General features: G+C 72.9%; 22 protein-coding genes and 3 tRNA genes. 17 read left to right on the top strand and 8 right to left on the bottom strand.

Going from position 1 to position 20994, the window contains the following annotated elements; translation table 11 throughout:
* The first annotated feature begins 78 nt into the window (after positions 1-78).
* Positions 79-1110 carry a 3-isopropylmalate dehydrogenase gene (locus GA0070604_RS06150; protein ID WP_091115538.1) on the top strand — a complete coding sequence of 344 codons (1032 nt, stop codon included), beginning with the start codon at positions 79-81 and terminating at the stop codon, positions 1108-1110.
* A 201-nt stretch (positions 1111-1311) separates the two neighbouring features.
* Positions 1312-2409 (top strand): branched-chain amino acid aminotransferase, encoded by a 1098-nt coding sequence (locus GA0070604_RS06155; RefSeq protein ID WP_091115542.1) that lies wholly within the window; start codon positions 1312-1314, stop codon positions 2407-2409.
* Positions 2410-2594: 185 nt separating this feature from the next.
* On the opposite strand, the gene GA0070604_RS06160 is transcribed toward GA0070604_RS06155, so the two are convergent.
* The 4 genes from GA0070604_RS06160 to GA0070604_RS06175 all read right to left on the bottom strand — a co-directional run bounded on the left by GA0070604_RS06160 (position 2595) and on the right by GA0070604_RS06175 (position 5035).
* Positions 2595-3344 carry a tyrosine-protein phosphatase gene (locus GA0070604_RS06160; protein ID WP_377594171.1) on the bottom strand — a complete coding sequence of 250 codons (750 nt, stop codon included), beginning with the start codon at positions 3342-3344 and terminating at the stop codon, positions 2595-2597.
* 50 nt (positions 3345-3394) lie between these two features.
* A complete protein-coding gene (locus tag GA0070604_RS06165) occupies positions 3395-3853 on the bottom strand; it encodes a PRC-barrel domain-containing protein (RefSeq protein WP_091115549.1) in 459 nt (152 codons plus the stop codon).
* Between the two features lie 88 nt (positions 3854-3941).
* Entirely contained in the window at positions 3942-4472 is a 531-nt protein-coding gene (gene ahpD / locus GA0070604_RS06170; protein WP_091115552.1) for an alkylhydroperoxidase, AhpD family, read from the bottom strand.
* A 2-nt stretch (positions 4473-4474) separates the two neighbouring features.
* The gene (locus tag GA0070604_RS06175) at positions 4475-5035 is read right to left on the bottom strand and encodes a peroxiredoxin (protein WP_091115555.1); all 561 of its coding nucleotides are present in this window, start codon (positions 5033-5035) and stop codon (positions 4475-4477) included.
* 363 nt (positions 5036-5398) lie between these two features.
* On the opposite strand from GA0070604_RS06175, the gene cimA reads away from it, so the two are divergent.
* Positions 5399-6979: a citramalate synthase gene (gene cimA, locus GA0070604_RS06180; protein ID WP_091115559.1), complete on the top strand. Its 1581-nt coding sequence runs from the start codon at positions 5399-5401 to the stop codon at positions 6977-6979.
* Between the two features lie 45 nt (positions 6980-7024).
* Here cimA and GA0070604_RS06185 read toward each other — a convergent pair whose 3' ends face one another.
* Complete coding sequence (locus tag GA0070604_RS06185; protein ID WP_091126933.1) at positions 7025-8020, bottom strand: endonuclease/exonuclease/phosphatase family protein; 996 nt, start codon at positions 8018-8020, stop codon at positions 7025-7027.
* 203 nt (positions 8021-8223) lie between these two features.
* On the opposite strand from GA0070604_RS06185, the gene GA0070604_RS06190 reads away from it, so the two are divergent.
* From GA0070604_RS06190 to GA0070604_RS33335, 8 genes are all read left to right on the top strand, one after another.
* Positions 8224-9273, top strand: a complete 1050-nt coding sequence (locus tag GA0070604_RS06190) for an AAA family ATPase (RefSeq protein WP_091115563.1) — start codon at positions 8224-8226, stop codon at positions 9271-9273.
* Positions 9270-10271: a DUF58 domain-containing protein gene (locus GA0070604_RS06195; RefSeq protein WP_091115567.1), complete on the top strand. Its 1002-nt coding sequence runs from the start codon at positions 9270-9272 to the stop codon at positions 10269-10271. The genes GA0070604_RS06190 and GA0070604_RS06195 overlap by 4 nt, the downstream gene beginning before the upstream one ends.
* A complete protein-coding gene (locus tag GA0070604_RS06200) occupies positions 10268-11227 on the top strand; it encodes a VWA domain-containing protein (protein ID WP_091115571.1) in 960 nt (319 codons plus the stop codon). Before GA0070604_RS06195 ends, GA0070604_RS06200 begins: the two co-directional genes overlap by 4 nt.
* Positions 11228-11275: 48 nt before the next feature.
* On the top strand, positions 11276-12136 hold the full coding sequence (locus GA0070604_RS06205; RefSeq protein WP_091115574.1) for a S1C family serine protease: 861 nt from the start codon (positions 11276-11278) through the stop codon (positions 12134-12136).
* A 128-nt stretch (positions 12137-12264) separates the two neighbouring features.
* Positions 12265-12570: a hypothetical protein gene (locus tag GA0070604_RS06210; protein ID WP_091115578.1), complete on the top strand. Its 306-nt coding sequence runs from the start codon at positions 12265-12267 to the stop codon at positions 12568-12570.
* A 9-nt stretch (positions 12571-12579) separates the two neighbouring features.
* Positions 12580-13005, top strand: coding sequence for an alternative ribosome rescue aminoacyl-tRNA hydrolase ArfB (gene arfB / locus GA0070604_RS06215; protein ID WP_091115583.1), 426 nt, complete (start codon positions 12580-12582; stop codon positions 13003-13005).
* A 143-nt stretch (positions 13006-13148) separates the two neighbouring features.
* The gene (locus tag GA0070604_RS06220) at positions 13149-13736 is read left to right on the top strand and encodes a GNAT family N-acetyltransferase (RefSeq protein WP_091115586.1); all 588 of its coding nucleotides are present in this window, start codon (positions 13149-13151) and stop codon (positions 13734-13736) included.
* Positions 13733-13840 carry a cellulose-binding domain-containing protein gene (locus GA0070604_RS33335; protein WP_244161772.1) on the top strand — a complete coding sequence of 36 codons (108 nt, stop codon included), beginning with the start codon at positions 13733-13735 and terminating at the stop codon, positions 13838-13840. Before GA0070604_RS06220 ends, GA0070604_RS33335 begins: the two co-directional genes overlap by 4 nt.
* Before the next feature lie 110 nt (positions 13841-13950).
* Here GA0070604_RS33335 and GA0070604_RS06225 read toward each other — a convergent pair whose 3' ends face one another.
* Positions 13951-14841 (bottom strand): 3-methyladenine DNA glycosylase, encoded by an 891-nt coding sequence (locus tag GA0070604_RS06225; protein WP_091115589.1) that lies wholly within the window; start codon positions 14839-14841, stop codon positions 13951-13953.
* 34 nt (positions 14842-14875) lie between these two features.
* Positions 14876-16264 (bottom strand): hypothetical protein, encoded by a 1389-nt coding sequence (locus tag GA0070604_RS32270; protein WP_091115592.1) that lies wholly within the window; start codon positions 16262-16264, stop codon positions 14876-14878.
* 188 nt (positions 16265-16452) lie between these two features.
* Here GA0070604_RS32270 and GA0070604_RS06235 point away from each other — a divergent pair, with 188 nt between their 5' ends.
* The 4 genes from GA0070604_RS06235 to GA0070604_RS06250 all read left to right on the top strand — a co-directional run bounded on the left by GA0070604_RS06235 (position 16453) and on the right by GA0070604_RS06250 (position 17974).
* Entirely contained in the window at positions 16453-17256 is an 804-nt protein-coding gene (locus GA0070604_RS06235; protein WP_091115596.1) for a fumarylacetoacetate hydrolase family protein, read from the top strand.
* 106 nt (positions 17257-17362) lie between these two features.
* Positions 17363-17434, top strand: a tRNA-Gln gene (locus GA0070604_RS06240).
* Between the two features lie 135 nt (positions 17435-17569).
* Positions 17570-17645 (top strand) — tRNA-Glu (locus tag GA0070604_RS06245).
* A gap of 253 nt (positions 17646-17898) precedes the next feature.
* Positions 17899-17974, top strand: a tRNA-Glu gene (locus tag GA0070604_RS06250).
* A 186-nt stretch (positions 17975-18160) separates the two neighbouring features.
* Here the strand turns inward: GA0070604_RS06250 and GA0070604_RS06255 are convergent.
* Positions 18161-18847: an IclR family transcriptional regulator gene (locus tag GA0070604_RS06255; RefSeq protein ID WP_091115602.1), complete on the bottom strand. Its 687-nt coding sequence runs from the start codon at positions 18845-18847 to the stop codon at positions 18161-18163.
* Positions 18848-18896: 49 nt separating this feature from the next.
* On the opposite strand from GA0070604_RS06255, the gene leuC reads away from it, so the two are divergent.
* Both leuC and leuD read left to right on the top strand, forming a co-directional pair.
* Positions 18897-20339, top strand: coding sequence for a 3-isopropylmalate dehydratase large subunit (leuC, locus tag GA0070604_RS06260; protein ID WP_091115606.1), 1443 nt, complete (start codon positions 18897-18899; stop codon positions 20337-20339).
* A 15-nt stretch (positions 20340-20354) separates the two neighbouring features.
* Positions 20355-20942: a 3-isopropylmalate dehydratase small subunit gene (leuD, locus tag GA0070604_RS06265; RefSeq protein WP_091115610.1), complete on the top strand. Its 588-nt coding sequence runs from the start codon at positions 20355-20357 to the stop codon at positions 20940-20942.
* Positions 20943-20994 lie beyond the last annotated feature (52 nt).

Consider the following 20994-nt stretch of genomic DNA (forward strand, 5'->3'; position numbering starts at 1 on the left):
CCCGAATATTGGAAGGCTCGTACCGGGAGGCGGGACGGCGGCGTACCGTTGCGCTGAACGACGAGGTGAGGAGCACCAGTGGCACGGATCGCGGTGGTGGCCGGGGACGGGATCGGACCCGAGGTGGTCGAGCCGGCCCGCAAGGTCATCGATGCCGTGCTGCCCGGCGTGACGGCCACCGAGTACGACCTCGGCGCGGCACGCTACCACCGTACCGGTGAGGTGCTGCCCGACTCGGTCCTCGACGAGCTGGCCGGCCACGACGCCATCCTGCTCGGCGCGGTCGGCGACCCGACGGTGCCGCCCGGCGTGCTGGAGCGCGGCCTGCTGCTCAAGCTCCGCTTCGCCTTCGACCAGTACGTCAACCTGCGCCCGTCGCGCCTCTGGCCCGGCGTGCCCGGGCCGCTGGCCGCCGTCAAGCCGGGCGAGGTCGACCTGGTCGTGGTCCGCGAGGGGACCGAGGGCCTGTACGCCGGCGCCGGCGGCTCGCTGCACCGGGACACCCCCGCCGAGGTGGCCACCGAGGAGAGCCTGAACACCCGGCACGGCGTCGAGCGGGTGATCCGGGACGCCTTCGCCCGGGCCGGCCGCCGGGAGCGCCGCAAGGTCACCCTGGTGCACAAGACCAACGTGCTGACCCACGCCGGCTCGCTGTGGGCGCGTGCCTTTGAGGCCGTCGCCGCCGAGCACCCGGACGTGGCCACCGAATACCAGCACGTCGACGCCGCCGCGATGTTCCTGGTCACCCAGCCCCAGCGGTACGACGTGGTGGTCACCGACAACCTCTTCGGCGACATCCTCACCGACATCGCCGCCGCGGTGACCGGCGGCATCGGGCTGGCGGCCAGCGGCTGCATCAACCCGGAGGGGCGCTACCCGTCGATGTTCGAGCCGGTGCACGGCTCCGCGCCGGACATCGCCGGCCAGGGCGTCGCCGACCCGGTCGCCGCGGTGCTCTCCGCCGCGCTCCTGCTCGACCAGCTCGGCCACGCCGACGCCGCCGCGCGGGTCACCGCCGCCGTCGCCACCGAGCTGGCCGGCCGTACCCCGGGGGCGCCGGTGCGCACCGAGGAGGTCGGCGACCGGCTCGCCGGGTACGCCGTAGGCTGACCGGGCCGCTCGCGTCGGCCCGGATCCGGGCCGCCAGACCCGTCCGGGCAGCAATGTGTCGGCCACCGCTTCGCCGTTGTGCGCAGCCGGTGTGCCGGGACGTACCTATCCGCTGAACGACCGTTCGGGGTAAGTTTCTGGCACCAGTGACGCCGGCGTGCGATGGCGCATGCCGTGAGGACCCTCAGGGAGGTCAGCGCGATGAGCGGTGGTGACAAGCTCGATTTCGAGATCCGTCCGAATCCCGCGCCGGTATCCGCCGCCGACCGGGCCGCCCTGCTGGCGAACCCCGGGTTCGGCCGGGTGTTCACCGACCACATGGTGACGATCCGGTACGCCGACGGCAAGGGCTGGTACGACGCCCGGGTGGAGGCGCGCGCCCCGATTCCGATGGACCCGGCCGCCGCGGTCCTGCACTACGCGCAGGAGATCTTCGAAGGGCTGAAGGCGTACCGGACCGCGGACGGGGGCGTGACCCTGTTCCGTCCGGAGGCGAACGCGGCCCGTTTCGTCGCGTCCGCCCAGCGGCTGGCCATGCCCGAGCTGCCGCCGGCGACGTTCGTCGAGTCGCTGCGCCGGCTGGTCGAGATCGACAAGGACTGGGTCCCGGAGGACGAGGACAGCACCCTCTACCTGCGGCCGTTCATGTTCGCCAGCGAGGTCTTCCTCGGCGTCCGCCCGGCCAACGAGTATCTCTACGCGGTCATCGCCTCCCCGGCCGGGGCCTACTTCACCGGCGGGGTCAAGCCGATCATGGTCTGGGCCTCCCCGGACTACACGCGAGCGGCGCCGGGTGGCACCGGCGCGGCCAAGTGCGGCGGCAACTACGCCTCCTCGCTGGTCGCCCAGGCCGAGGCGATCGAGGCGGGCTGCGACCAGGTGGTCTTCCTGGACGCGGTGGAGCGGCGCTTCATCGACGAGCTGGGCGGCATGAACGTCTTCTTCGTCTACGACGACAACACCCTGGTCACCCCGCCGCTCACCGGCACCATCCTGCCGGGCATCACCCGGGACGCGGTCCTGACCCTGGCCGCCGAGGCCGGGCACCGGGTGCAGGAACGGCCCGTCAGCATCGCCGACTGGCAGGCGGACGCGGCCAGCGGTCGGCTGCGCGAGGTGTTCGCCTGCGGCACCGCCGCCGTGATCACCCCGATCGGCGGGGTGCGCTTCCCCGACGGGGAGTTCCTCGTCGGCGGCGGCGAGCCGGGACGCTTCACGATGACCCTGCGGCAGCAGTTGGTCGACATCCAGCGCGGCCGGGTCGAGGACCGGCACGGCTGGGTGCATCGGGTGCTCTGACCCGCCACCGCCCATCCCCGGGGGCGTCCCCTGCGGACACCCCGGGGAATGCCGCCTGCCGGGATCGCGCTCGAACGCGGCTGTGGTGGCCTCGCCGCGATGAGAGGCCACCATCCCGGAGCGAGCGCGACCGGGCGCGGCGCGCAGCGGCCCGCGAGGTGGCCGGACGGCGGGTGGGGGTGCGGTCAGTCGAGCAGGTGGTCGCGGAGCGCGGCCAGTTGGGTGTCGGTCACGCCGGCGTGGCGCAGGTAGCCCTCGATCGACCCGTACCCGTCGCGCAACTCGGTGAGGAACAGGATCATCGTCTCGGCGGGGGAGGCGAGGAACGGCGGCGGCAGTTCCTCGGCCGTCGGCATGGTGGCCGCGACCCAGGCGCTGAACCGGGCGGACGCCTCGGTGCTCAGCGCGTAGTCGGCGGCGATGTCGTCGTCGGCGACGCCGAGCGCGGCCAGGGTGAGGCCGCAGACGATCCCGGTGCGGTCCTTGCCGGCGACGCAGTGCACCACCACCGGCAGGTTGGCGCTGTCGGCGATCAGGCCGACCGCCTCGGCCAGCCCGGCGGTGCCGGTCCGCGCGAGGTCGGCGTACCGGTCGGCCAGGTAGCGGGCCAGGCTGGTGCCCGGTGAGTACGGCTGCTCGGCCCAGTCCTGGTGCTCGGGATGGATGTGTCGGTAGGCGAGCCCGTCGTACGCGGGCACCCGGCCGTCGCGGGTCACCTCGGTGGGGCGGCGCAGATCGATCACGGTGCGGATGCCGAGAGCGGTGAACGCCGCCCGGTCGGTCTCGTCGATCCGGTGCAACGAGTCGGAGCGGTAGAGCCGGCGCCGGCGGACGGTCCGTCCGTCCTGGCCGGTCAGCCCGCCGACCTCACGGAAGTTGAACAGGGCGGGAAAGGGGCTCCGATGCGGAGTGTCCGTGGCGTCCACCCCAGACACGGTAACGGCCGGCGGGGCCTCGATGTGCCCCGCCGGCCGTCAGACGCAGGTCACCGGGCGGTATCCGGCGGGATCGACGAGTACGTGTCGTCGTAGTACCCGCCGAGCTTCTCCCGGTACGCCGGATCCGCGTCGGTGGACACGTCGTACTCGGGCGCGGCCTTGATCTGCTCCTTGCTCCGGTCGACGTAGACCTTCCGCTCGTCGTGGTCGACGTGGTTGACGGTGCCGGCCGGCAGCATGACCTTCTTGCCGAAGATCCACGGCCCGGTGTCGACCACGAGGTAGCTGGAGTTCACCTCGTGGCTGGCCCGGTCGACCTTGCCGACAGCGCCGTCACTCGCCTCCACCTTGTAGCCGACCAGGTCGACGCCGGACACCCCGGCGTCGTCCCGGTAGCTCCACGGATCGAAGCGCCCCGCCGGCGTGCCGCCCGCGAGGTCGCCCCGGCCGCCCTGGGTCAGCGGGTCCGGCGTCCCGTGAATCGTTCGAGGGTCGAGCCGCTCCATTGGCGTCCACTCCCTTTCTCGACTTTTTCGGGGGATGTGCCCTGTCGGACCCTTCGTACCCGGTTGCGGAGGTCGCTACACCGGCGGATCAGGCCAGCGCGGCCTCCGCGTCGAGGGCCACCGCGGCGGCGTGCACGACGGCCGCGATACGCAGCCCCTCGTGCACCTGCTCACGGGTGAACCCGGCGGCGCGCAGCGTCTTCTCGTGTGACTCCAGGCAGACGCCGCAGCCGGTGATCGCCGAGACGGCGAGGCACCACAGCTCGAAGTCGCCCTTCTCCACGCCCGGCCGGGCGATGATCTGCATCCGCAGCCGGGCCGGCATCGACGCGTACTGCTCGTCGCCGATGAGGTGCTTGGCCCGGTAGTAGATGTTGTTCATCGCCATGATCGTGGCGGCGCCCTTGGCCGCCTCGACCGCCTCCGGCGTGAGGTGACCGGCCGCCTCGGCGGCGATCTCCTTCAGCACCATCGGGTTGCGGGCCGCCACCGCGCAGGCCAGGGCGGTGCCCCACGCCTGCTCCGGCTTGAGGGTCGAGGTGGCGATGGTGGAGCCGAGGTTGAGCTTGATGTCCTTGGCGTAGTCCGGCAGCGCCGCCTTGACGGCGTCCAGGCTCATCGTCAGGCCCCGGCGCCGGCGAGCAGCGCGGTGGCGTCCAGGGTCGCGCCGCCCTTGTTCCAGTTGCACGGGCAGAGCTCGTCGGTCTGCAGCGCGTCCAGCACCCGCAGCACCTCGGAGACGTTCCGGCCGACCGAGCCGGCGGTCACCATGGCGAACTGGATCTCGTTGTTCGGGTCGACGATGAAGGTGGCCCGCTGGGCGACGCCGTCCTCGCCGAGTACGCCACAGGCCTCGGTCAGCTCGCGCTTGATGTCGCTGAGCATCGGGAAGGGCAGCTCGCGCAGGTCCGGGTGGTCCTTGCGCCACGCGTAGTGGACGAACTCGTTGTCGACGGAGACGCCGAGGACCTGGGCGTCCCGGTCGGCGAACTCGCCGTTGAGGCGGCCGAACTCGGCGATCTCGGTCGGGCAGATGAAGGTGAAGTCCTTCGGCCAGAAGAACACCACCCGCCACTTGCCCTCGTGGGACTTGTGGTTGATCGTCTCGAACGCCTTGTCGGCGTCCAGCGACACGCAGGCGGTGAGTTCGTACTCGGGGAAGCGGTCACCGACAGTGAGCACAGGTCCTCCTTGACAGCGGCTTACCAGCGGCGGGAAGCCGGTAACTGGATCGGTTCCAGATACTTCCCCAGTGCTGTTTTCGCCTGGTGGCGACCGGTTGACTTGTGAAGTCGATCACGAGTGGCGGGTGCTGCTCCGGATCCGTCCCCCGATCGGGTAATGAGCACCCACCGTTACCGTCCCGGCATGTGGATTTTGCCTCCCAGAACCAGCGCCGGGGTGGCAGAGTACCGATCGTGACCAGCCACGTCCTGATTATTGGCAACTAGCGCGCCGGCCTTCCCTCTCGCCGAGCGCGCAGACCTCCCGCATCCGCGGGGGGTCTTTTTGTTGCTCCCCCAAGGCTTCGAGAAGAGGACTCCCATGACCTTCCAGGTGTACGACACGACGCTACGCGACGGCGCCCAGCGCGAGGGGCTCAGCTACTCGGTGGTCGACAAGCTGGCGGTGGCCCGCCTGCTCGACGACCTCGGGGTCGGCTTCATCGAGGGCGGCTGGCCGGGCGCCGTCCCCAAGGACACCGAGTTCTTCCAGCGGGCCCGCACCGAGCTGGACCTCAAGCACGCGACCCTGGTCGCCTTCGGCGCGACCCGCAAGGCCGGGGTGGCGGTCGAGACCGACCCGCAGGTGCGTGGGCTGCTCGACGCCGAGACTCCGGCGGTGGCGCTGGTCGCCAAGGCGGACCTCCGGCACGTCGAGCGGGCGCTGCGCACCACCGCCGCCGAGAACCTCGCCATGATCCAGGACACGGTGCGCCACCTGGTGCGGCAGGGCCGGCGGGTCTTCGTGGACGGCGAGCACTTCTTCGACGGCTACCGGCACGACCCGGCGTACACCGCTTCCGTGCTGGAGGCGGCGCTGGCCGCGGGGGCCGAGCGGTTCGTGCTCTGCGACACCAACGGCGGGATGCTGCCCTCCCAGGTCACCGCCGCCATCACGGACGTCACCGCGCGTACCGGGGTGGCGCCGGAGCTGCTCGGCATGCACGCCCAGAACGACACCGCCTGCGCGGTGGCCAACACCATCGCCGCCGTCGAGGCCGGAGTCCGGCACTTCCAGGGCACCGCCAACGGGTACGGCGAACGCCCCGGTAACGCAGATCTTTTCGCGATCGTCGCCAATCTCCAGCTCAAGCTCGGGCTGCCCGTCCTGCCGGAGGGCTGCCTGGAACAGCTGGTGCGGGTTTCGCATGCCATCGCGGAGATCGCCAACATCGCCCCCGACACCCACCAGGCCTACGTCGGGGCCGCCGCCTTCGCCCACAAGGCGGGGCTGCACGCGAGCGCGATCAAGGTGGACCCGTTGCTCTACAACCACGTGGACCCGTCGGTGGTGGGCAACGACATGCGGATCCTGGTGACCGAGATGGCCGGACGGGCCAGCGTCGAGCTCAAGAGCCGCGAGCTGGGCCTGGACCTGTCCGGCCATCCGGAGGCCCTGACCACGGTCACCAACCGGGTCAAGGAGCTGGAGGCCGACGGCTGGTCGTTCGAGGCCGCCGACGCCTCGTTCGAGCTGCTGGTCCGCTCCGAGCTGCCGGACCGGGCCGCGCCCCGGCCGTTCGCTCTGGAGTCGTACCGGGTGCTGGTCGAGCACCGCGAGGACGGCGCGGTCGTCTCCGAGGCCACCGTCAAGATCCGGGTACGCGGCGAGCGGGTGATCGCCACCGCCGAGGGGAACGGCCCGGTCAACGCCCTGGACGAGGCACTGCGGGTGGCGCTCGTGCGGCACTACCCCGAGCTTCGCGACTTCGAGCTGGCCGACTACAAGGTCCGCATCCTGGAGGGCAGCCACGGCACCGGCGCGGTGACCCGGGTGCTGGTGGAGACCGCCGGGGTGGGCCGGGACTGGACCACCGTCGGCGTGCACCCGAACGTGGTCGAGGCGAGCTGGCGCGCCCTCGTCGACGCCCTCACCTACGGCCTCTCCCGGGCCCGGGTGTAAGGAGGGGTCCCCTGTTATCGCCAGGCGATAACAGGGGACCCCTCCTTACAGCGCGGCGGGGAGGCGTAGTTCGGCGAGGACCGCGCGGTGGTCGCTGCCGGGCACCGGGCGCACTTTGACGGCGCGTACCGCGATGCGCCGGTCGACCAGCACGTGGTCGATGGTGACCGGCGGGATCGGGTCGCCGTCGTACGGGCCCCAGGTGCCGGCGAGCCCGGCGCCGGCCGCGTCGGCGGCGTCGGCGTACCCGGTGTCGATCAGGTTCCGCAGCGGGGCGTGGTCGAGGGTGGCGTTGAAGTCCCCGGCCAGGATGCTCAGCCGTCCCCGTGGCGTGGCCGGCGGCTGCCCGCGCAGGTCGGTCCGCCAGTCCGGCACCACGTTGACGGCGTACGGGGCGGCCGGGTGCGCCGACTCCACCCGTACGGGTGGCGCGCCCGGCACCGCCAGCGTCCCGTACGCCTGGGTGAAGCCGAAGCCCCGGTTGCGCCGGAACCCGCCCTCGTCGAGCGGGAAACGCGCGTACAGCCCGGAGCCGGTGGTGCCGACCTCCGGGTTCAGCACCCGGTGGGGCAGCAGGGCGGCCAGCCCGAGGCGGTCCAGTTCGGCCGCGATCTCCGGGGTGAACTCCTGCACGGTCAGCACGTCCACCCGCTGCGTGCGGACCAGGTCGATCAGCCGGGCCGGGTCGGCGCTGCCCTTGAGCAGGTTGGCGGTGAGCAGCCGCAGCGTCGGCCCGCCGGCCGCCGGCTGTGGGGCGGCGACCGCGCGTGGGGCGACCGCGCCGATGAGCGCCAGCGCCGTGAGCGCCGCGACCACCGCCGCCGCCCACCTTCGCAGGGCGAGCGCCAGCACCAGGGGGAGCAGGGAACCGGCCGCGACGTACGGCGTGAAGGCGACCGCCTGCACCAACGGCCCCCGGTCCGACCCGGCCAGCCGGAGCGCCGCCCAGGCGGCGGCGGGCGCGACGGCGAGCCAGCACGCCGCTGTCGCGATCCGGTGGTTCCGGCCCTTCCGGGCCGCGCTCCGTTCCTCGTCCGTGATCGCGGTCACGGCGTCACCGTACCGTCCGGCGGCCCGTGGCGACGCCCGGCCGGCGGTCCGGTCTGCGTCGGTCTGCGCCGTCGGAACCCCGGTCGTGCGGTTGCGTCCCGACGGGGGGAGTCGTCCCGGTCCGGCCCTGGAACGACCTGGCCGGGGCCGATAATCCCACGTTTGTCCGACCGCCCGTACGGGAAGCAAGCACCGTGACGGACATCTCGGACACCCTGGCCAGCGTGCCCAGCCCGGTCGAAGCCGACGCCGGCGGCGTCGAGCTGGAACAGACCCTATTCGAGGTCAAGCGCGTGATCGTGGGGCAGGACCGTCTCGTCGAGCGCCTGCTCACCGCCCTGGTCGCCGACGGACACTGCCTGCTGGAGGGCGTGCCCGGAGTGGCCAAGACCCTCGCCGCGCAGACCCTCGCCACCGTCGTGGGCGGCACCTTCTCCCGTATCCAGTTCACCCCCGACCTGGTCCCCTCGGACATCGTCGGTACCCGCATCTATCGCGCCTCCACCGAGGCGTTCGACGTCGAGCTGGGACCGATCATGGCGAACCTGGTCCTCGCCGACGAGATCAACCGGGCTCCGGCCAAGGTGCAGTCGGCGCTGCTGGAGGCCATGGCCGAACGGCAGGTCTCCATCGGCGGACGGACCTGGTCGGTCCCCGAGCCGTTCCTGGTGCTCGCGACCCAGAACCCGATCGAGTCGGAGGGCGTCTACCAGCTCCCGGAGGCGCAGCGTGACCGGTTCCTCATGAAGGTCGTGGTCGACTATCCGAGCGACGCCGACGAGCTGGCCATCCTCTACCGCATGAGCAGCGACCGGCCGACGCCCCGGCAGGTGCTCGACCCGGCCCGGCTGCGTGAACTCCAGCGTCGGGCCGGTCAGATCTTCGTCCACCACGCGCTCGCCGAGTACGTCGTCCGGCTCATCCTCGCCACCCGGGACCCGGGCCGGTTCGGGCTGCCCGACATCGCGCCGCTGCTGGCGTACGGGGCGAGTCCCCGGGCCACCCTCGGTCTGGTCGCCGCCGCCCGCGCCCAGGCGCTGATCCGGGGCCGGGAGTACGTGCTCCCGGAGGACGTCCGGGAGCTGGCGGTGGACGTGCTGGCCCACCGGCTGGTGCTCTCCTTCGACGCGGTGGCCGACGGGGTGTCCGCCGAGTCGGTCGTCCGCCGGCTGATCGAGGCGGTGCCACCGCCCCGGGTCGTCGCCGGTCGCCCCGAGACGGCGTCCGACCTGGCGGCGGCATGAGGCGCCGGGCCGCCCCGACCCGACCCGAGCCCGGCCTGGCGGATCTCGCCCCCGACCAGCGGCTGCGCCGGCTCGAACTGACCGTCGCCCGTCGCCTCGACGGGCTGCTGCACGGCCAGTACCGTGGCCTGCTGCCCGGTCCGGGCAGCGAGGTGGCCGGCAGTCGGGAGTACCGCCCCGGCGAGGACGAGGTACGCCGGATGGACTGGGCGGTCACCGCGCGGACCACCGTTCCGCACGTCCGCGAGGTCGACGCCGACCGCGAGCTGACCACCTGGCTGCTGGTCGACGCCAGCCCCAGCATGGAGTACGGCACCGCCACGTTGGACAAACGCGAACTCGCGGTGGCCGCCGTGGCGGCGGTCGGGTTCCTCACCGCGGGCGTCGGCAACCGCCTCGGCGCGCAGGTGCTCACCCCCGACGGGCTGCGCCGGTTCCCGGCCCGCGGCGGGCGGACGCACCTGCTCGGGCTGCTGCGCGCCCTGCTCGGCGCGCCCCGTACCGGCGGATACGAGGAGGCCACGGCACCCACTCCGCCGAGCCTCGCGGACGGGCTGGCCGGCGTCCAGCGGGTGGCCACCCGGCGCGGCCTGGTGGTGGTCGTCTCCGACTTCCTCGACGGGCTGCCCGACGACCCGGACGCCGCCCCGCCCTGGGAGGCGGCGCTGCGCCGGCTCGCCGTCCGGCACCAGGTGCTCGCGGTGGAGGTGACCGACCCGCGCGAGCTGGAACTGCCGGACATCGGCCTGATCACCCTGGTCGACCCGGAGACCGGCCGGCGTCGCGAGGTGTGGACCGGCGACCGGGCCCTGCGGGAACGGTACGCCCAGGCCGCCGCCGCCCAGCGTGACCAGGTACGCGACGTGCTGCGCCGGGCCGGGGCGGCCCACCTGGCGCTGCGTACCGATCGGGACTGGGCGGCCGACATCGTGCGGCACGTGCACCACCAGCGCCGGCTGGCCGCCGCGCCCGCCCCGGCCCGGGGAGGTGGCGCGTGACCTGGCAGTCACCCGCCCGGCTCTGGCTCCTGCTCGGCGTCGCCGCGCTCGTCGTCGGCTACCTGGCGATGCAGCGTCGGCAGAGCCGGTACGCGGTCCGCTTCACCAACCTGCGTCTGCTGGACCGGGTCGCGCCGCGCCGGCCCGCCTGGCGCCGGCACGTGCCGGCGGGGCTCTTCCTCGCCATGCTCGCGCTGCTGGTGGTCGGCTTCGCCCGGCCCAGCGCCGAGGTGCGGGTGCCCCGGGAACGGGCCACCGTGATGGTGGCGGTGGACGTCTCCACCTCGATGCTCGCCACCGACGTCGACCCGGACCGGCTGACCGCCGCCAAACAGGCCGCCCGCCGGTTCGTCGACGGCCTGCCCAAGGAGTTCAACGTCGGGCTGGTCGCCTTCGCCGGCAGCGCGGCGGTGCTGGTCCCGCCGGGCACCGACCGGGACGCCCTGCACGAGGGGATCGGGCGGCTCGCGGAGGGGGTCACCGGCGTGCAGGGCACCGCCATCGGGGAGGCGATCAGCACCTCGCTGGGCGCGGTGAAGAGCCTGGACGCCAAGGCCGCCAAGGACCCGCCGCCGGCCCGGATCATCCTGCTCTCCGACGGCGCGAACACCTCCGGGACGGACCCGATGGAGGCCGCCGCCCAGGCCGTGGCGGCCAAGGTCCCGGTGCACACCATCTCCTTCGGCACCCCGTCCGGTTTCGTCGACCGGGGCGGGCGGCCCATCCAGGTACCGGTCGACGGGCAGACCCTCAAGGCGGTCGCCGAGGAGACGGGAGGCGGCTTCCATGAGGCGACCACCGCCGCCGAGCTGCGTGCCGTGTACGAGGACATCGGCACGTCGGTCGGCTACCGCAAGGAACGGCAGGACGTCTCCGCCCGCTTCATCGGTCTCGGACTGGTCTTCGCCATGGGTGCGGCCGCCGGATCCCTTCGGTGGTTCTCCCGGCTGCCCTGATCCGCACCACCCATCCGGCATGTCGGCACGACACGTGAGGAGCCAGGTATGGCAGTGCAGACCGGACTCGGCGAGCCACGCGGCCCGTGGTTCGTCTCGCCCGAGCTGGATCCGGACGGGCGCGGGCGCTGGGACGTACCCGGATCGGAGCGGGGCCCGGGGCCGCGGGGCTGGCGGGGCCGGCTGCTCAGCGCGGTGGCGGTGGTGGCCGTCTCCACGCTCTCCGGGGCGGCGGCCGGTAGCTGGGTCGCCGACCGTGACGCGTCCGGGCCGGCGGCGGCCTCCGCCGCGCCGGTGCCGGCGGAGCTGGTCACCGCAGCCGAGAAGACCGTGCCGGGGGTGGTCTCGGTGATGGTCGGCGGGGCGTCCGGGTCGTCGGCCAGCGGTTCCGGCTTCGCCCTCGACCACGAGCAGCACATCGTGACCAACGACCACATCCTGGCCAAGGGCGGCTCCGGGCCGGTGACCGTGGAGACGTCCGACGGCCGCCGGTTCACCGCCGAGGTGGTCGGGCGGGAGCCGAACAGCGACCTGGCGGTGCTCAGGGTGCCCGCGTCGGCCGGGCTGCCTCCGCTGCCACTGGCCAAGCCCAACTCCACCCGGGTCGGCGAGCCGGTCCTGGCGGTCGGGTCGCCGCTCGGCCTCTCCGGCACGGTGACGGCCGGTATCGTCAGCGCGCTCAACCGGCAGGTACGCATCGGCAACGGCCGGCACACCGCGGTGCAGACCGATGCCTCGATCAACCCGGGCAACTCGGGTGGCCCGCTGGTCAACGCGCGGGGTGAGGTGGTCGGGGTGAACACCGCCATTGCCACGATCGACGGCAACGGGTCGATCGGCATCGGGTTCGCGATCCCGATCGACCAGGTGCAGCAGACGGCCGACACGATCATCGGACGGGGTGGCTGACCGTCGGTCAGGCCGTGACCTGCGGAGGTGGGCCCAGGCCAGCCGGTCGGATCGGGTGAACTGTCGGATATCAGGCGTGAGACCATCGGACCATGGAAATATCACGCTGAGTATGGATACTGGCGTGGGTGGAGCAAGCTGTCATCGCGGCCCTCCTCCTGGTGGGCCTGGTCATCGGCACCGGCGTCGGCGCGTCGTACGCCCGCGCGAAGCGTGGCTGGAAGGACTACCAGACCGCCCGGAACACCGTGCCCACCACCCGGCGGACCGCCTGGCTGGCGATTCGAGCGGTCCTCACCAAGGTGGGCGTGATCGCCCTGCTGCTCGGTGGCGCGGCCGCGTACGCGGCGGTCGGGTCGGACCACGAGCCGGCGGGTCCGGCACCCACCCCGACCGTGACAACTCCCGCGCCGGGTCACCCGTCCGGGCGATAGCCTCAGGGCGTGGATGACGGACTGCGGGTGACCGAGCGACTTGTGGTCCCCGCCGCCGAGCTGCGCGAGCGTTTCTCCCGCTCGTCCGGGCCGGGCGGGCAGGGGGTCAACACCGCCGACTCCCGGGTGGAGCTCAGTTTCGACCTGGCCGGCTCGCCGAGCGTGCCCGAGCGGCTGCGCGTACGCGCGCTGGAGCGGCTCGCCGGCCGGCTGGTCGACGGCGTACTGACCGTGGCCGCCAGCGAGCACCGGGCGCAACTGGCCAACCGGGAGGCCGCCCGCGACCGGATGGCCGCCCTGTTGCGTGCGGCGGTCGCCCCGCCGCCGAAACCCCGCCGCCCGACCCGACCGTCCCGGGCGGCGAAGGAGCGCCGTCTGGCCGACAAGAAACGCCAGTCCCAGCGCAAGCGCGACCGGCGGGTGGACGGCGACTGACGCCGGGCAGGTCGCCGTGGCGGATCCGACCGGCGACCGGCTCGCGCGAGGCGGCCACGGGCCGAATCCGGGACCCGCCACGCCGCGACCGGCCGCCGCAAAACGGGTTGTCTCCGGTTGCCCTGCCGCCCACAATTCGCCGCATGTCCGCCGACTTCTCCGTCAAGCCCACCCTCACCGGTGACCGGGTCGTGCTGCGTCCGTTCGTCGACGACGACATCGCCACCTTCGAGGTCATCCTGGCCGACCCGGAGGTGGCCCGGCTCACCGGCAGCCCGCCGGAGCCGTTCGACGCGGGTCGGCTCCGCGCCTGGTACGGCACCCGCAACAGCCAGACCGACCGGCTCGACCTGGCGGTGGTGGACAAGGCGACCGGGACCTGCGTCGGCGAGGTGGTCCTCAACGAGTGGGACGGCGACAACCGCAACTGCAACTTCCGCACCCTGATCGGCCCCGCCGGCCGGGACCGGGGGCTCGGCACCGAGGCGGTGCGGCTGGTCGTCGGGTACGGCTTCGAGCAGCTCGGCCTGCACCGGATCTCGTTGGAGGTGTTCGCGTTCAACCCGCGCGCCCGGCGGGTCTACGAGAAGGTCGGCTTCGTCGCCGAGGGCACGCTGCGCCAGGTGCTCCGCGACGGCGAGCAGTGGGTCGACGCCACCGTCATGTCGATCCTCGCGCCGGAGTGGGCGGTCCACCGGGGCCACCCGGCGGGTGCAGCCGTGCCAACGTGAGCTGGAACGGGGCTCTCGCCCCGGCCGCCCAGGCCACCTTCGGTTTCCTGGCCGACGCGCCCGGCGGGAACCGCGTACCGGCGGTGAGCTGCACCGCGAGCTGACCCCGCCCGGGGCCGCTGCAAGGATCAACTCCGTATGCGGTAACCGGTGGTCTCGTAGCCGGTTGTGACCACAAGGTGCCGCACACGGAGTTGACCAAGAGGCATCGTGGTCAGCCGTCCGAGGCGGCGAGGAGCCGGTCGCATTCCGCGATCAGTCGTGCACGCAGGGGCGCGGCCCGTTCCGCGAACGACCGCTGTGCCAGCACATACTCGTGCCGGCCCTCGACGGTCTCGATTCTGACGGGCGGGTAGCCCAGTGCGGTGAGGTCGTACGGAGAGGCCCGCATGTCCAGGGTCCGGATCTCCCTGGCCAGCTCGAAGCAGTCGGCCACGAGTTCCGAGGGAACCAGGGGCGAGAGCTTGTAGGCGTACTTGTAGAGATCCATGTTGGCGTGCAGGCAGCCCGGCTGCTCCAGCGCGTGCTGGGTCTCCCGGGTCGGGGTGAGCACGTTCAGCGGCCGGGCCGGCGCGGTGAAGAACCGGTACGCGTCGAAGTGGCTGCACCGGACGCCACGCTCCTCGACGACGGCGGCGGTCGCCTCCGGGCTGAGCCGCAGCGGCCAGGCGTTGTGCCGCACCTCCTCCTGGGTCTGCCGGTAGACCATCGCCCACTCGTGCATCCCGAAGCAGCCGAGGTGGGCCGGCCGGCCGGCGGTCGCCGCGAGCAGCGTACGGATCCAGGCGAGCGACTCGGCGCGTCGTGCGCGTACCCGATCGGTGTCGAGGGTGAGCCCGGCGGCGGTGGCACGGTAGTCCCGGCCGAACCCGGCCGGGTCCGCGTCCCGCAGCAGCACGCCCGCGCCCGGATGCCAGCGGCGCAGCTGGGCGGGCCGGTGCGAGTAGTAGGTGAAGAGGAAGTCCTCCACCGGGTGCTTCACGCCGCCGCGCCGGCGGGCCAGGTGCGGCGCGAGCCAGGCGTCCACCCGCTGCTCGTGGGCACGCCGTCGGGCCTGCCAGTGGGCCGCGTCGAGCGCGGTGGCGGGGGCGAGGGCGGCGGTCACGGACCCCAGGGTACGACCGCCGCCCGCCCGCCGGTCAGGGCACGTCCACCCGGACGCCGGCGGAGAAGACGCCGCTGCGCAGCTCCAACTGTTTGGGCTGGTCGGTGCCGCGCACGCTGAAGACCAGCGGAAGGAGTACCCGGCTGCCCGCGGCGACCGGCTGGGCGAAGACGTCCCGCCCGAGGTTGGCCACCCGGGTGGCGTCCTCGTCGGTGGCGACCCAGTTGCCGCCCGGCAGGTACGCCCGTTGCAGCTGGCCGTGCCAGGTCTGTTCCTCCGACGTGACGTTGCGCACCCCGACCGTGGCCAGGCACTGCCGGCCACCCGGCGAGGTCGAGGGGAGGGACCCGGTGCCGCAGGCCACCCGGTAGACGGTGAACTCGAACGCGGACTCGCGCAGGGGCACGCCCACCTGCCCGGTCACGCTCTTGCCCATCCACGCGCCGCTGGTCGGCTGCTTGGTGGTGTCGATCGCGGCGACCCGCTGGGTGGCCGTCCACGCGCCCGCCCCGACCAGGCCGGCCAGCACCGCCGCGGCGACCGGGACCATCAGCCACATCGGCGGACGGCGGCGGCGCCGCGTCGGTGCGGGCATCGCCGGGCGTGGGTAGACGGTGCCGCGCTCCGCCCGGCCGGCCGCCGCGCCGGCCAGGGCCGGGGCGCCGCCGCTCGTCGCCGCCGGGCCGGCCGGCGCCACGCCGGTGCGCCGCCGGCGCCGCCACCACCAGGTGAGCGCGCCGGGGGTGAGGACCAGGAGCCCGGCCAGCCCGCCCAACAGCACCGGCGGTCGCCGCCACACCGGTGGCGCCGCCGTCACCTTCGCCGCCGGAGCCGCCGGGGCCGCCCAGGTCGCTGTGGCGCAGTCGTACGGACGGGTGCCGTCGGCACCGTACGCGCAGGTGGGCGCGGTCACCGACTGCCCGGTGGCGGCCGTGCTGAGGGCGGTGTTCAGGGTGGTGGTGCTGTGCGCGGGCAGCTTCAGCCGCCAGGTCACCTCGCCGGCCGTGGACGACCCGGCCGGGCCGGTGGCCCGACCACCGGCGGTCACCGTGGTGGCCTTCGACCCCGCCGGCAGCTCCTGCCGTACGGTCGTCTCGACCACCTTGTTGCCGTCGTTGCGCACCTGGATCTGGTAGCCGGGCGCCGGGGTGTGCGCCGCGGTCATCGCCACGGTGACCGGCGGGGCCGACATCTGCGCCGGCGGCGGCTTCGCGGGCGGCACCGCCGGTGGGGCCGCCGGCGCCCCGGTCGGGATGGGTGTGGCGCGTTCCGCCGGGGCGGCCTGTGCCGCCGCCGGGGCCGGGTCCGCGGGCGCCGCGGCAGCCCGGGGTGCCACGGCGGGCAGGGCTGGTACGGCGGCGATGACCCCGAGGCAGTTCACGATCAGGGCCAGGGACCTGTGGTGTCGTCTCGTTGCAGGCATGTGACCGAACCTCCCGGACCCGAAGCTATGGTCCCCGGCTCGCCGTGTGGGTACGAAGTGGGCATTCCCGCCCCGGTCGGCGTGTGGCGGCGTACGCTGGCGCGTCCCCCTCCGCCTCCGCGTGCCCGGCCGACGTGGCGTGCCCGCGTCCGGCGTGACCGGGGCGGTGGCGGCGATAGATTGGCCGGGTGCGTATCGCTCGTTTCGCTCATGCCAAGGGAATGTCGTTCGGGGTCGTCGAGGGGGAGCCGGGGGCCGGGCCACAGGGCCTGACCATCGCCGAGATCGAGGGACATCCGTTCGGGCAGATCTCGTTCTCCGGTGCCCGCTGGGCGCTCTCCGACGTCCGGTTGCTCTCCCCGATCCTGCCGAGCAAGGTGGTCTGTGTCGGCCGCAACTATGCCGAGCACGCCGCCGAGCACGGCAGCGAGGTGCCCAAGGAGCCGCTGCTCTTCCTCAAACCGTCCACCTCGGTGATCGGCCCGCGGGACGCGATCCGCCTGCCGATCTTCTCCAAGCAGGTCGAGCACGAGGCGGAGCTGGCCGTGGTGATCGGCGCTCCGGGCGCGCGGCGCGCCGACCGGGCCGCCGCCGAACGGGCCATCTTCGGCTACACCTGCGCCAACGACGTCACGGCGCGGGACCTGCAACACTCCGACGGGCAGTGGACCCGGGCCAAGGGCTTCGACTCGTTCTGCCCGATCGGGCCGTGGATCACCACCGGGCTGGACGTCTCCGACCTGGAGGTTCGCTGTGAGGTGGGTCGCAATCCGGAGGAGATGGAGGTACGCCAGCTCGGCCGGACCAAGGACATGGTCTTCGACGTGCCGGCCCTGGTGTCGTACATCTCCCACGTGATGACGCTGCTTCCCGGCGACGTGGTGCTGACCGGCACCCCGGCCGGGGTTAGTCCGCTCACCGACGGGGATACGGTCACCGTGCGGATCGAGGGGATCGGCGAGCTCACCAACCCGGTGGTGCCGGTCGCCTGATGCGTCCGACGTCTCGTTTCCGCTGGTCAGGGGCGGTTCGAGGGGTTGGATTTGGCCTGCCGGCACGGGGAGGGTAAAGTTCATTCCCGGCGCCGCAAGGGGCCAATGGGGTATGGGGTAATTGGCAGCCCGACTGATTCTGGCTCAGTTAGTCTAGGTTCGAGTCCTGGTACCCCAGCGCAACCGCGGATTCGCGAGAATCCCGGACGCTGGATTCTGGTGGAGTTCCACTCCGCCCCTCACCCGAGGGGCGGCAGTTGACCTCCGATAGAGTGCAGCTTCCTCACCTGCCGGTGAGGAAGCAGATAGTTCTGGCCCCGTCGTCTAGCGGCCCAGGACGCCGCCCTCTCAAGGCGGTAGCGCCGGTTCGAATCCGGTCGGGGCTACCATGCGCACAGCCCGTCCCACCCGTGGGGCGGGCTGTTTCGTATCCCTGCCTCGTTTCCGGGACGCTTTCACGTCCGGGCGTTGCGCCTTCTCCGTCGGGTTGCGTACCTCCCCGCTGCCTGGTGGCGTGGCCGGGGTGGGCTGGTCCGACCGAGGTCCCCGCCGCGCCGCCCCCCGTCGTCGGGCGCTCCGAGCGGTGCCGCTAGACTATCCCCCGCACCGCTCGTTCCGGGTGGTGATGCAGGAAAAGTGCCTGGCCCCGTCGTCTAGCGGCCCAGGACGCCGCCCTCTCAAGGCGGTAGCGCCGGTTCGAATCCGGTCGGGGCTACCAAGGAACGGCCCGTCCCACCCCGGGACGGGCCGTTCGCCGTTTCCCCCCACTACCCCCCGGCCCCCCGCCCTCCCTCGCATCCGGTGATCAAGAAGTTTGCGTCACGTTCGCGTTGAAAACGTGACGCAAACTTCTTGATCAACGCGGAGATCGGGGGGTGGGGTTGGGGGGAGGGGGTGGGTGGGGTTAGAGGCCGGAGAGGCGTTGGCCGGCGCGGACGACGGCCATGGCGTGGCGCTCGCCGGGGCGGCGGCCGAGGCGCTCGATCGGACCGGAGATGCTGATCGCCGCGATCACCCGGCCCGTGCGGTCCCGGATCGGGGCCGAGACGCTCGCCACACCGGCCTCCCGCTCGGCGACGCTCTGCGCCCAGCCGCGGCGGCGCACCTCGGCCAGGGTGCGGCCGGTGAACTTCGACCGGGGCAGCAGCGGCATGACCGCCTCCGGCGGCTCCCAGGCGAGCAGGATCTGCGCCGCCGACCCGGCCGTCATGGGTAGCACCGAACCGATCGGCACGGTGTCCCGCAGGCCGCTGGCCCGCTCGGCCGCGGCCACGCAGACGCGCTCGTCGGCGCGGCGCAGGTAGAGCTGGGCGCTTTCGCCGGTGGCGTCCCGCAGCGCGGCGAGCAGCGGCTCGGCCGCGGTCAGCAGCACGTCCGGCGCCGCGTTGGCCAGTTCGCCGAGCCGGGGCCCCGGGCGCCAGCGCCCCTGGGTGTCCCGGACCAGCATCCGATGGATCTCCAGCGCCTGTGCCAGCCGGTGCGCGGTCGCCCGGGGCAGCTTGGTGCGTTCAACGAGCTCGGCCAGGCTGGCGCCGTCGACACAGGCGGCCAGGATGACCACCGCCTTGTCGAGAACGCCGACACCGCTCATACTGTGTCCCACAACCCGAAATTTACCTCCCAGAATTTAGGATGTCCAGATGGTGGGAGACACTCAACCGAGGACCCTGGCCGAGAAGGTCTGGGACGCGCACGTCGTCCGCTCCGCCACCGGCGAGCCGGATCTGCTCTTCATCGACCTGCACCTGCTCCACGAGGTCACCAGCCCGCAGGCGTTCGACGGGCTGCGGCTGGCCGGCCGCGGGGTGCGGCGCACCGACCTGACGATCGCGACCGAGGATCACAACACCCCGACCGGGTACGACGATCCGTCGTTCCGCTCCCGGCGCGGCGACCTGCTGACCATCGCGGACCCCACCTCCCGCACCCAGATCGAGACGCTGCGCCGCAACTGCGCCGAGTTCGGCGTACGGCTGCACCCGCTGGGCGACGAGAACCAGGGCATCGTGCACGTCATCGGCCCGCAGCTCGGCCTCACCCAGCCGGGCATGACGATCGTCTGTGGCGACTCGCACACCGCCACCCACGGCGCGTTCGGCGCGCTGGCCTTCGGCATCGGCACCAGTGAGGTGGAGCACGTGCTGGCCACCCAGACGCTGCCGCAGGCCCGGCCGAAGACCATGGCCGTGAACGTCACCGGCCGGCTCGCCCCGGGCGTCACCGCCAAGGACCTGGTGCTGGCGCTGATCGCGCAGGTGGGCACCGGCGGCGGGCGCGGCCACATCGTGGAGTACCGGGGCGAGGCGATCCGCGAGCTCTCCATGGAGGGCCGGATGACCATCGCCAACATGTCCATCGAGTGGGGCGCCAAGGCCGGCATGATCGCGCCGGACGAGACTACCTTCGCGTACCTGAAGGGGCGGCCGAACGCGCCGCAGGGCGCGGAGTGGGACGCGGCGGTGGCGTACTGGCGGACGCTGCCCACCGAAGAGGGGGCGACCTTCGACGCGGAGGTGACCCTGGACGCCAGCCGGATCACCCCGTTCGTCACCTGGGGCACCAACCCCGGGCAGGGCGCCCCGCTGGGCTCGGCCGTGCCGGACCCGGAGGAGTTCGGCACCGAGCCGGAACGGACCGCCGCCCGCCGGGCCCTCGAATACATGGACCTCGCCCCCGGGACCCCACTGCGTGACCTGGCCGTCGACGTGGTCTTCGTCGGCTCCTGCACCAACGGCCGGCTGGAGGACCTCCGCGCCGCCGCCGACGTGCTGCGCGGCCACCAGGTCGCCGACGGCGTACGCATGCTGGTGGTGCCCGGGTCCGCCGCGGTCCGCGAGGCGGCCGAGGCGGAGGGGCTGGACAAGGTCTTCACCGACGCCGGTGCCGAGTGGCGCTTCGCCGGCTGCTCCATGTGTCTGGGGATGAACCCGGACACCCTCTCGCCGGGCCAGCGCTCGGCCTCGACCTCCAACCGCAACTTCGAGGGCCGCCAGGGCCGGGGCGGGCGTACCCACCTGGTGTCCCCGCCGGTCGCCGCCGCCACCGCCGTGGTCGGCCGGCTGGCCGCCCCCGCCGACCTGTAGAAGGGCAGCCGAGAGATGGACAAGTTCACCACCCACACCGGCACCGCCGTGCCGCTGCGCCGATCCAATGTGGATACCGATCAGATCATCCCCGCCGTGTACCTCAAGCGGGTGACCCGTACCGGTTTCGCCGACGGGCTCTTCAGCGCGTGGCGGGAAGACCCGGCATTCGTTCTCAACGATCCCGCTCATTCGGGAGCGTCGATTCTCATTGCCGGCCCCGAGTTCGGTACGGGTTCCTCGCGGGAGCATGCCGTCTGGGCGTTGCGGGACTGGGGCTTCCGGGTCGTGATCTCGCCCCGCTTCGGTGACATCTTCCGTGGCAACGCGCTGAAGGAAGGGCTCCTTCCGGTGGAGCTGGAATTGCCCGCCGTGGCGGGACTCTGGGATCTGGTGGAGGCGGACCCGACCACCCCGATCACGGTCGACCTCGCCGCCCGTCAGGTTCACGCCGGGGAGGCCACCTGGGCTTTCCCCCTCGACGACCACAGCCGCTGGCGGCTGATGGAGGGCTTGGACGACATTGGACTCACCCTCCGGCACGAGGCCGAGATCGGCGCGTACGAGGCGTCCCGGCCGTCGTTCCTGCCGTCGGTCGCCTGACCGTAGATAGCTATTCGCCCCCGCCGGCCCCGACCGGCGGGGGCGAATCCGT

The sequence above is a fragment of the Micromonospora eburnea genome (genome assembly GCF_900090225.1).
In the GTDB taxonomy this organism is placed as follows: domain Bacteria; phylum Actinomycetota; class Actinomycetes; order Mycobacteriales; family Micromonosporaceae; genus Micromonospora; species Micromonospora eburnea.

Coding starts and splice junctions, on each gene's coding strand:
- GA0070604_RS06155 (WP_091115542.1), top strand. CDS start 1,312: ATGAGCGGTGGTGACAAGCTCGATTTCGAGATCCGTCCGAATCCCGCG.
- GA0070604_RS06165 (WP_091115549.1), bottom strand. CDS start 3,853: ATGGAGCGGCTCGACCCTCGAACGATTCACGGGACGCCGGACCCGCTG.
- ahpD (WP_091115552.1), bottom strand. CDS start 4,472: ATGAGCCTGGACGCCGTCAAGGCGGCGCTGCCGGACTACGCCAAGGAC.
- cimA (WP_091115559.1), top strand. CDS start 5,399: ATGACCTTCCAGGTGTACGACACGACGCTACGCGACGGCGCCCAGCGC.
- GA0070604_RS06195 (WP_091115567.1), top strand. CDS start 9,270: ATGAGGCGCCGGGCCGCCCCGACCCGACCCGAGCCCGGCCTGGCGGAT.
- GA0070604_RS06205 (WP_091115574.1), top strand. CDS start 11,276: ATGGCAGTGCAGACCGGACTCGGCGAGCCACGCGGCCCGTGGTTCGTC.
- GA0070604_RS06220 (WP_091115586.1), top strand. CDS start 13,149: ATGTCCGCCGACTTCTCCGTCAAGCCCACCCTCACCGGTGACCGGGTC.
- GA0070604_RS32270 (WP_091115592.1), bottom strand. CDS start 16,264: ATGCCTGCAACGAGACGACACCACAGGTCCCTGGCCCTGATCGTGAAC.
- GA0070604_RS06255 (WP_091115602.1), bottom strand. CDS start 18,847: ATGAGCGGTGTCGGCGTTCTCGACAAGGCGGTGGTCATCCTGGCCGCC.
- leuC (WP_091115606.1), top strand. CDS start 18,897: ATGGTGGGAGACACTCAACCGAGGACCCTGGCCGAGAAGGTCTGGGAC.
- leuD (WP_091115610.1), top strand. CDS start 20,355: ATGGACAAGTTCACCACCCACACCGGCACCGCCGTGCCGCTGCGCCGA.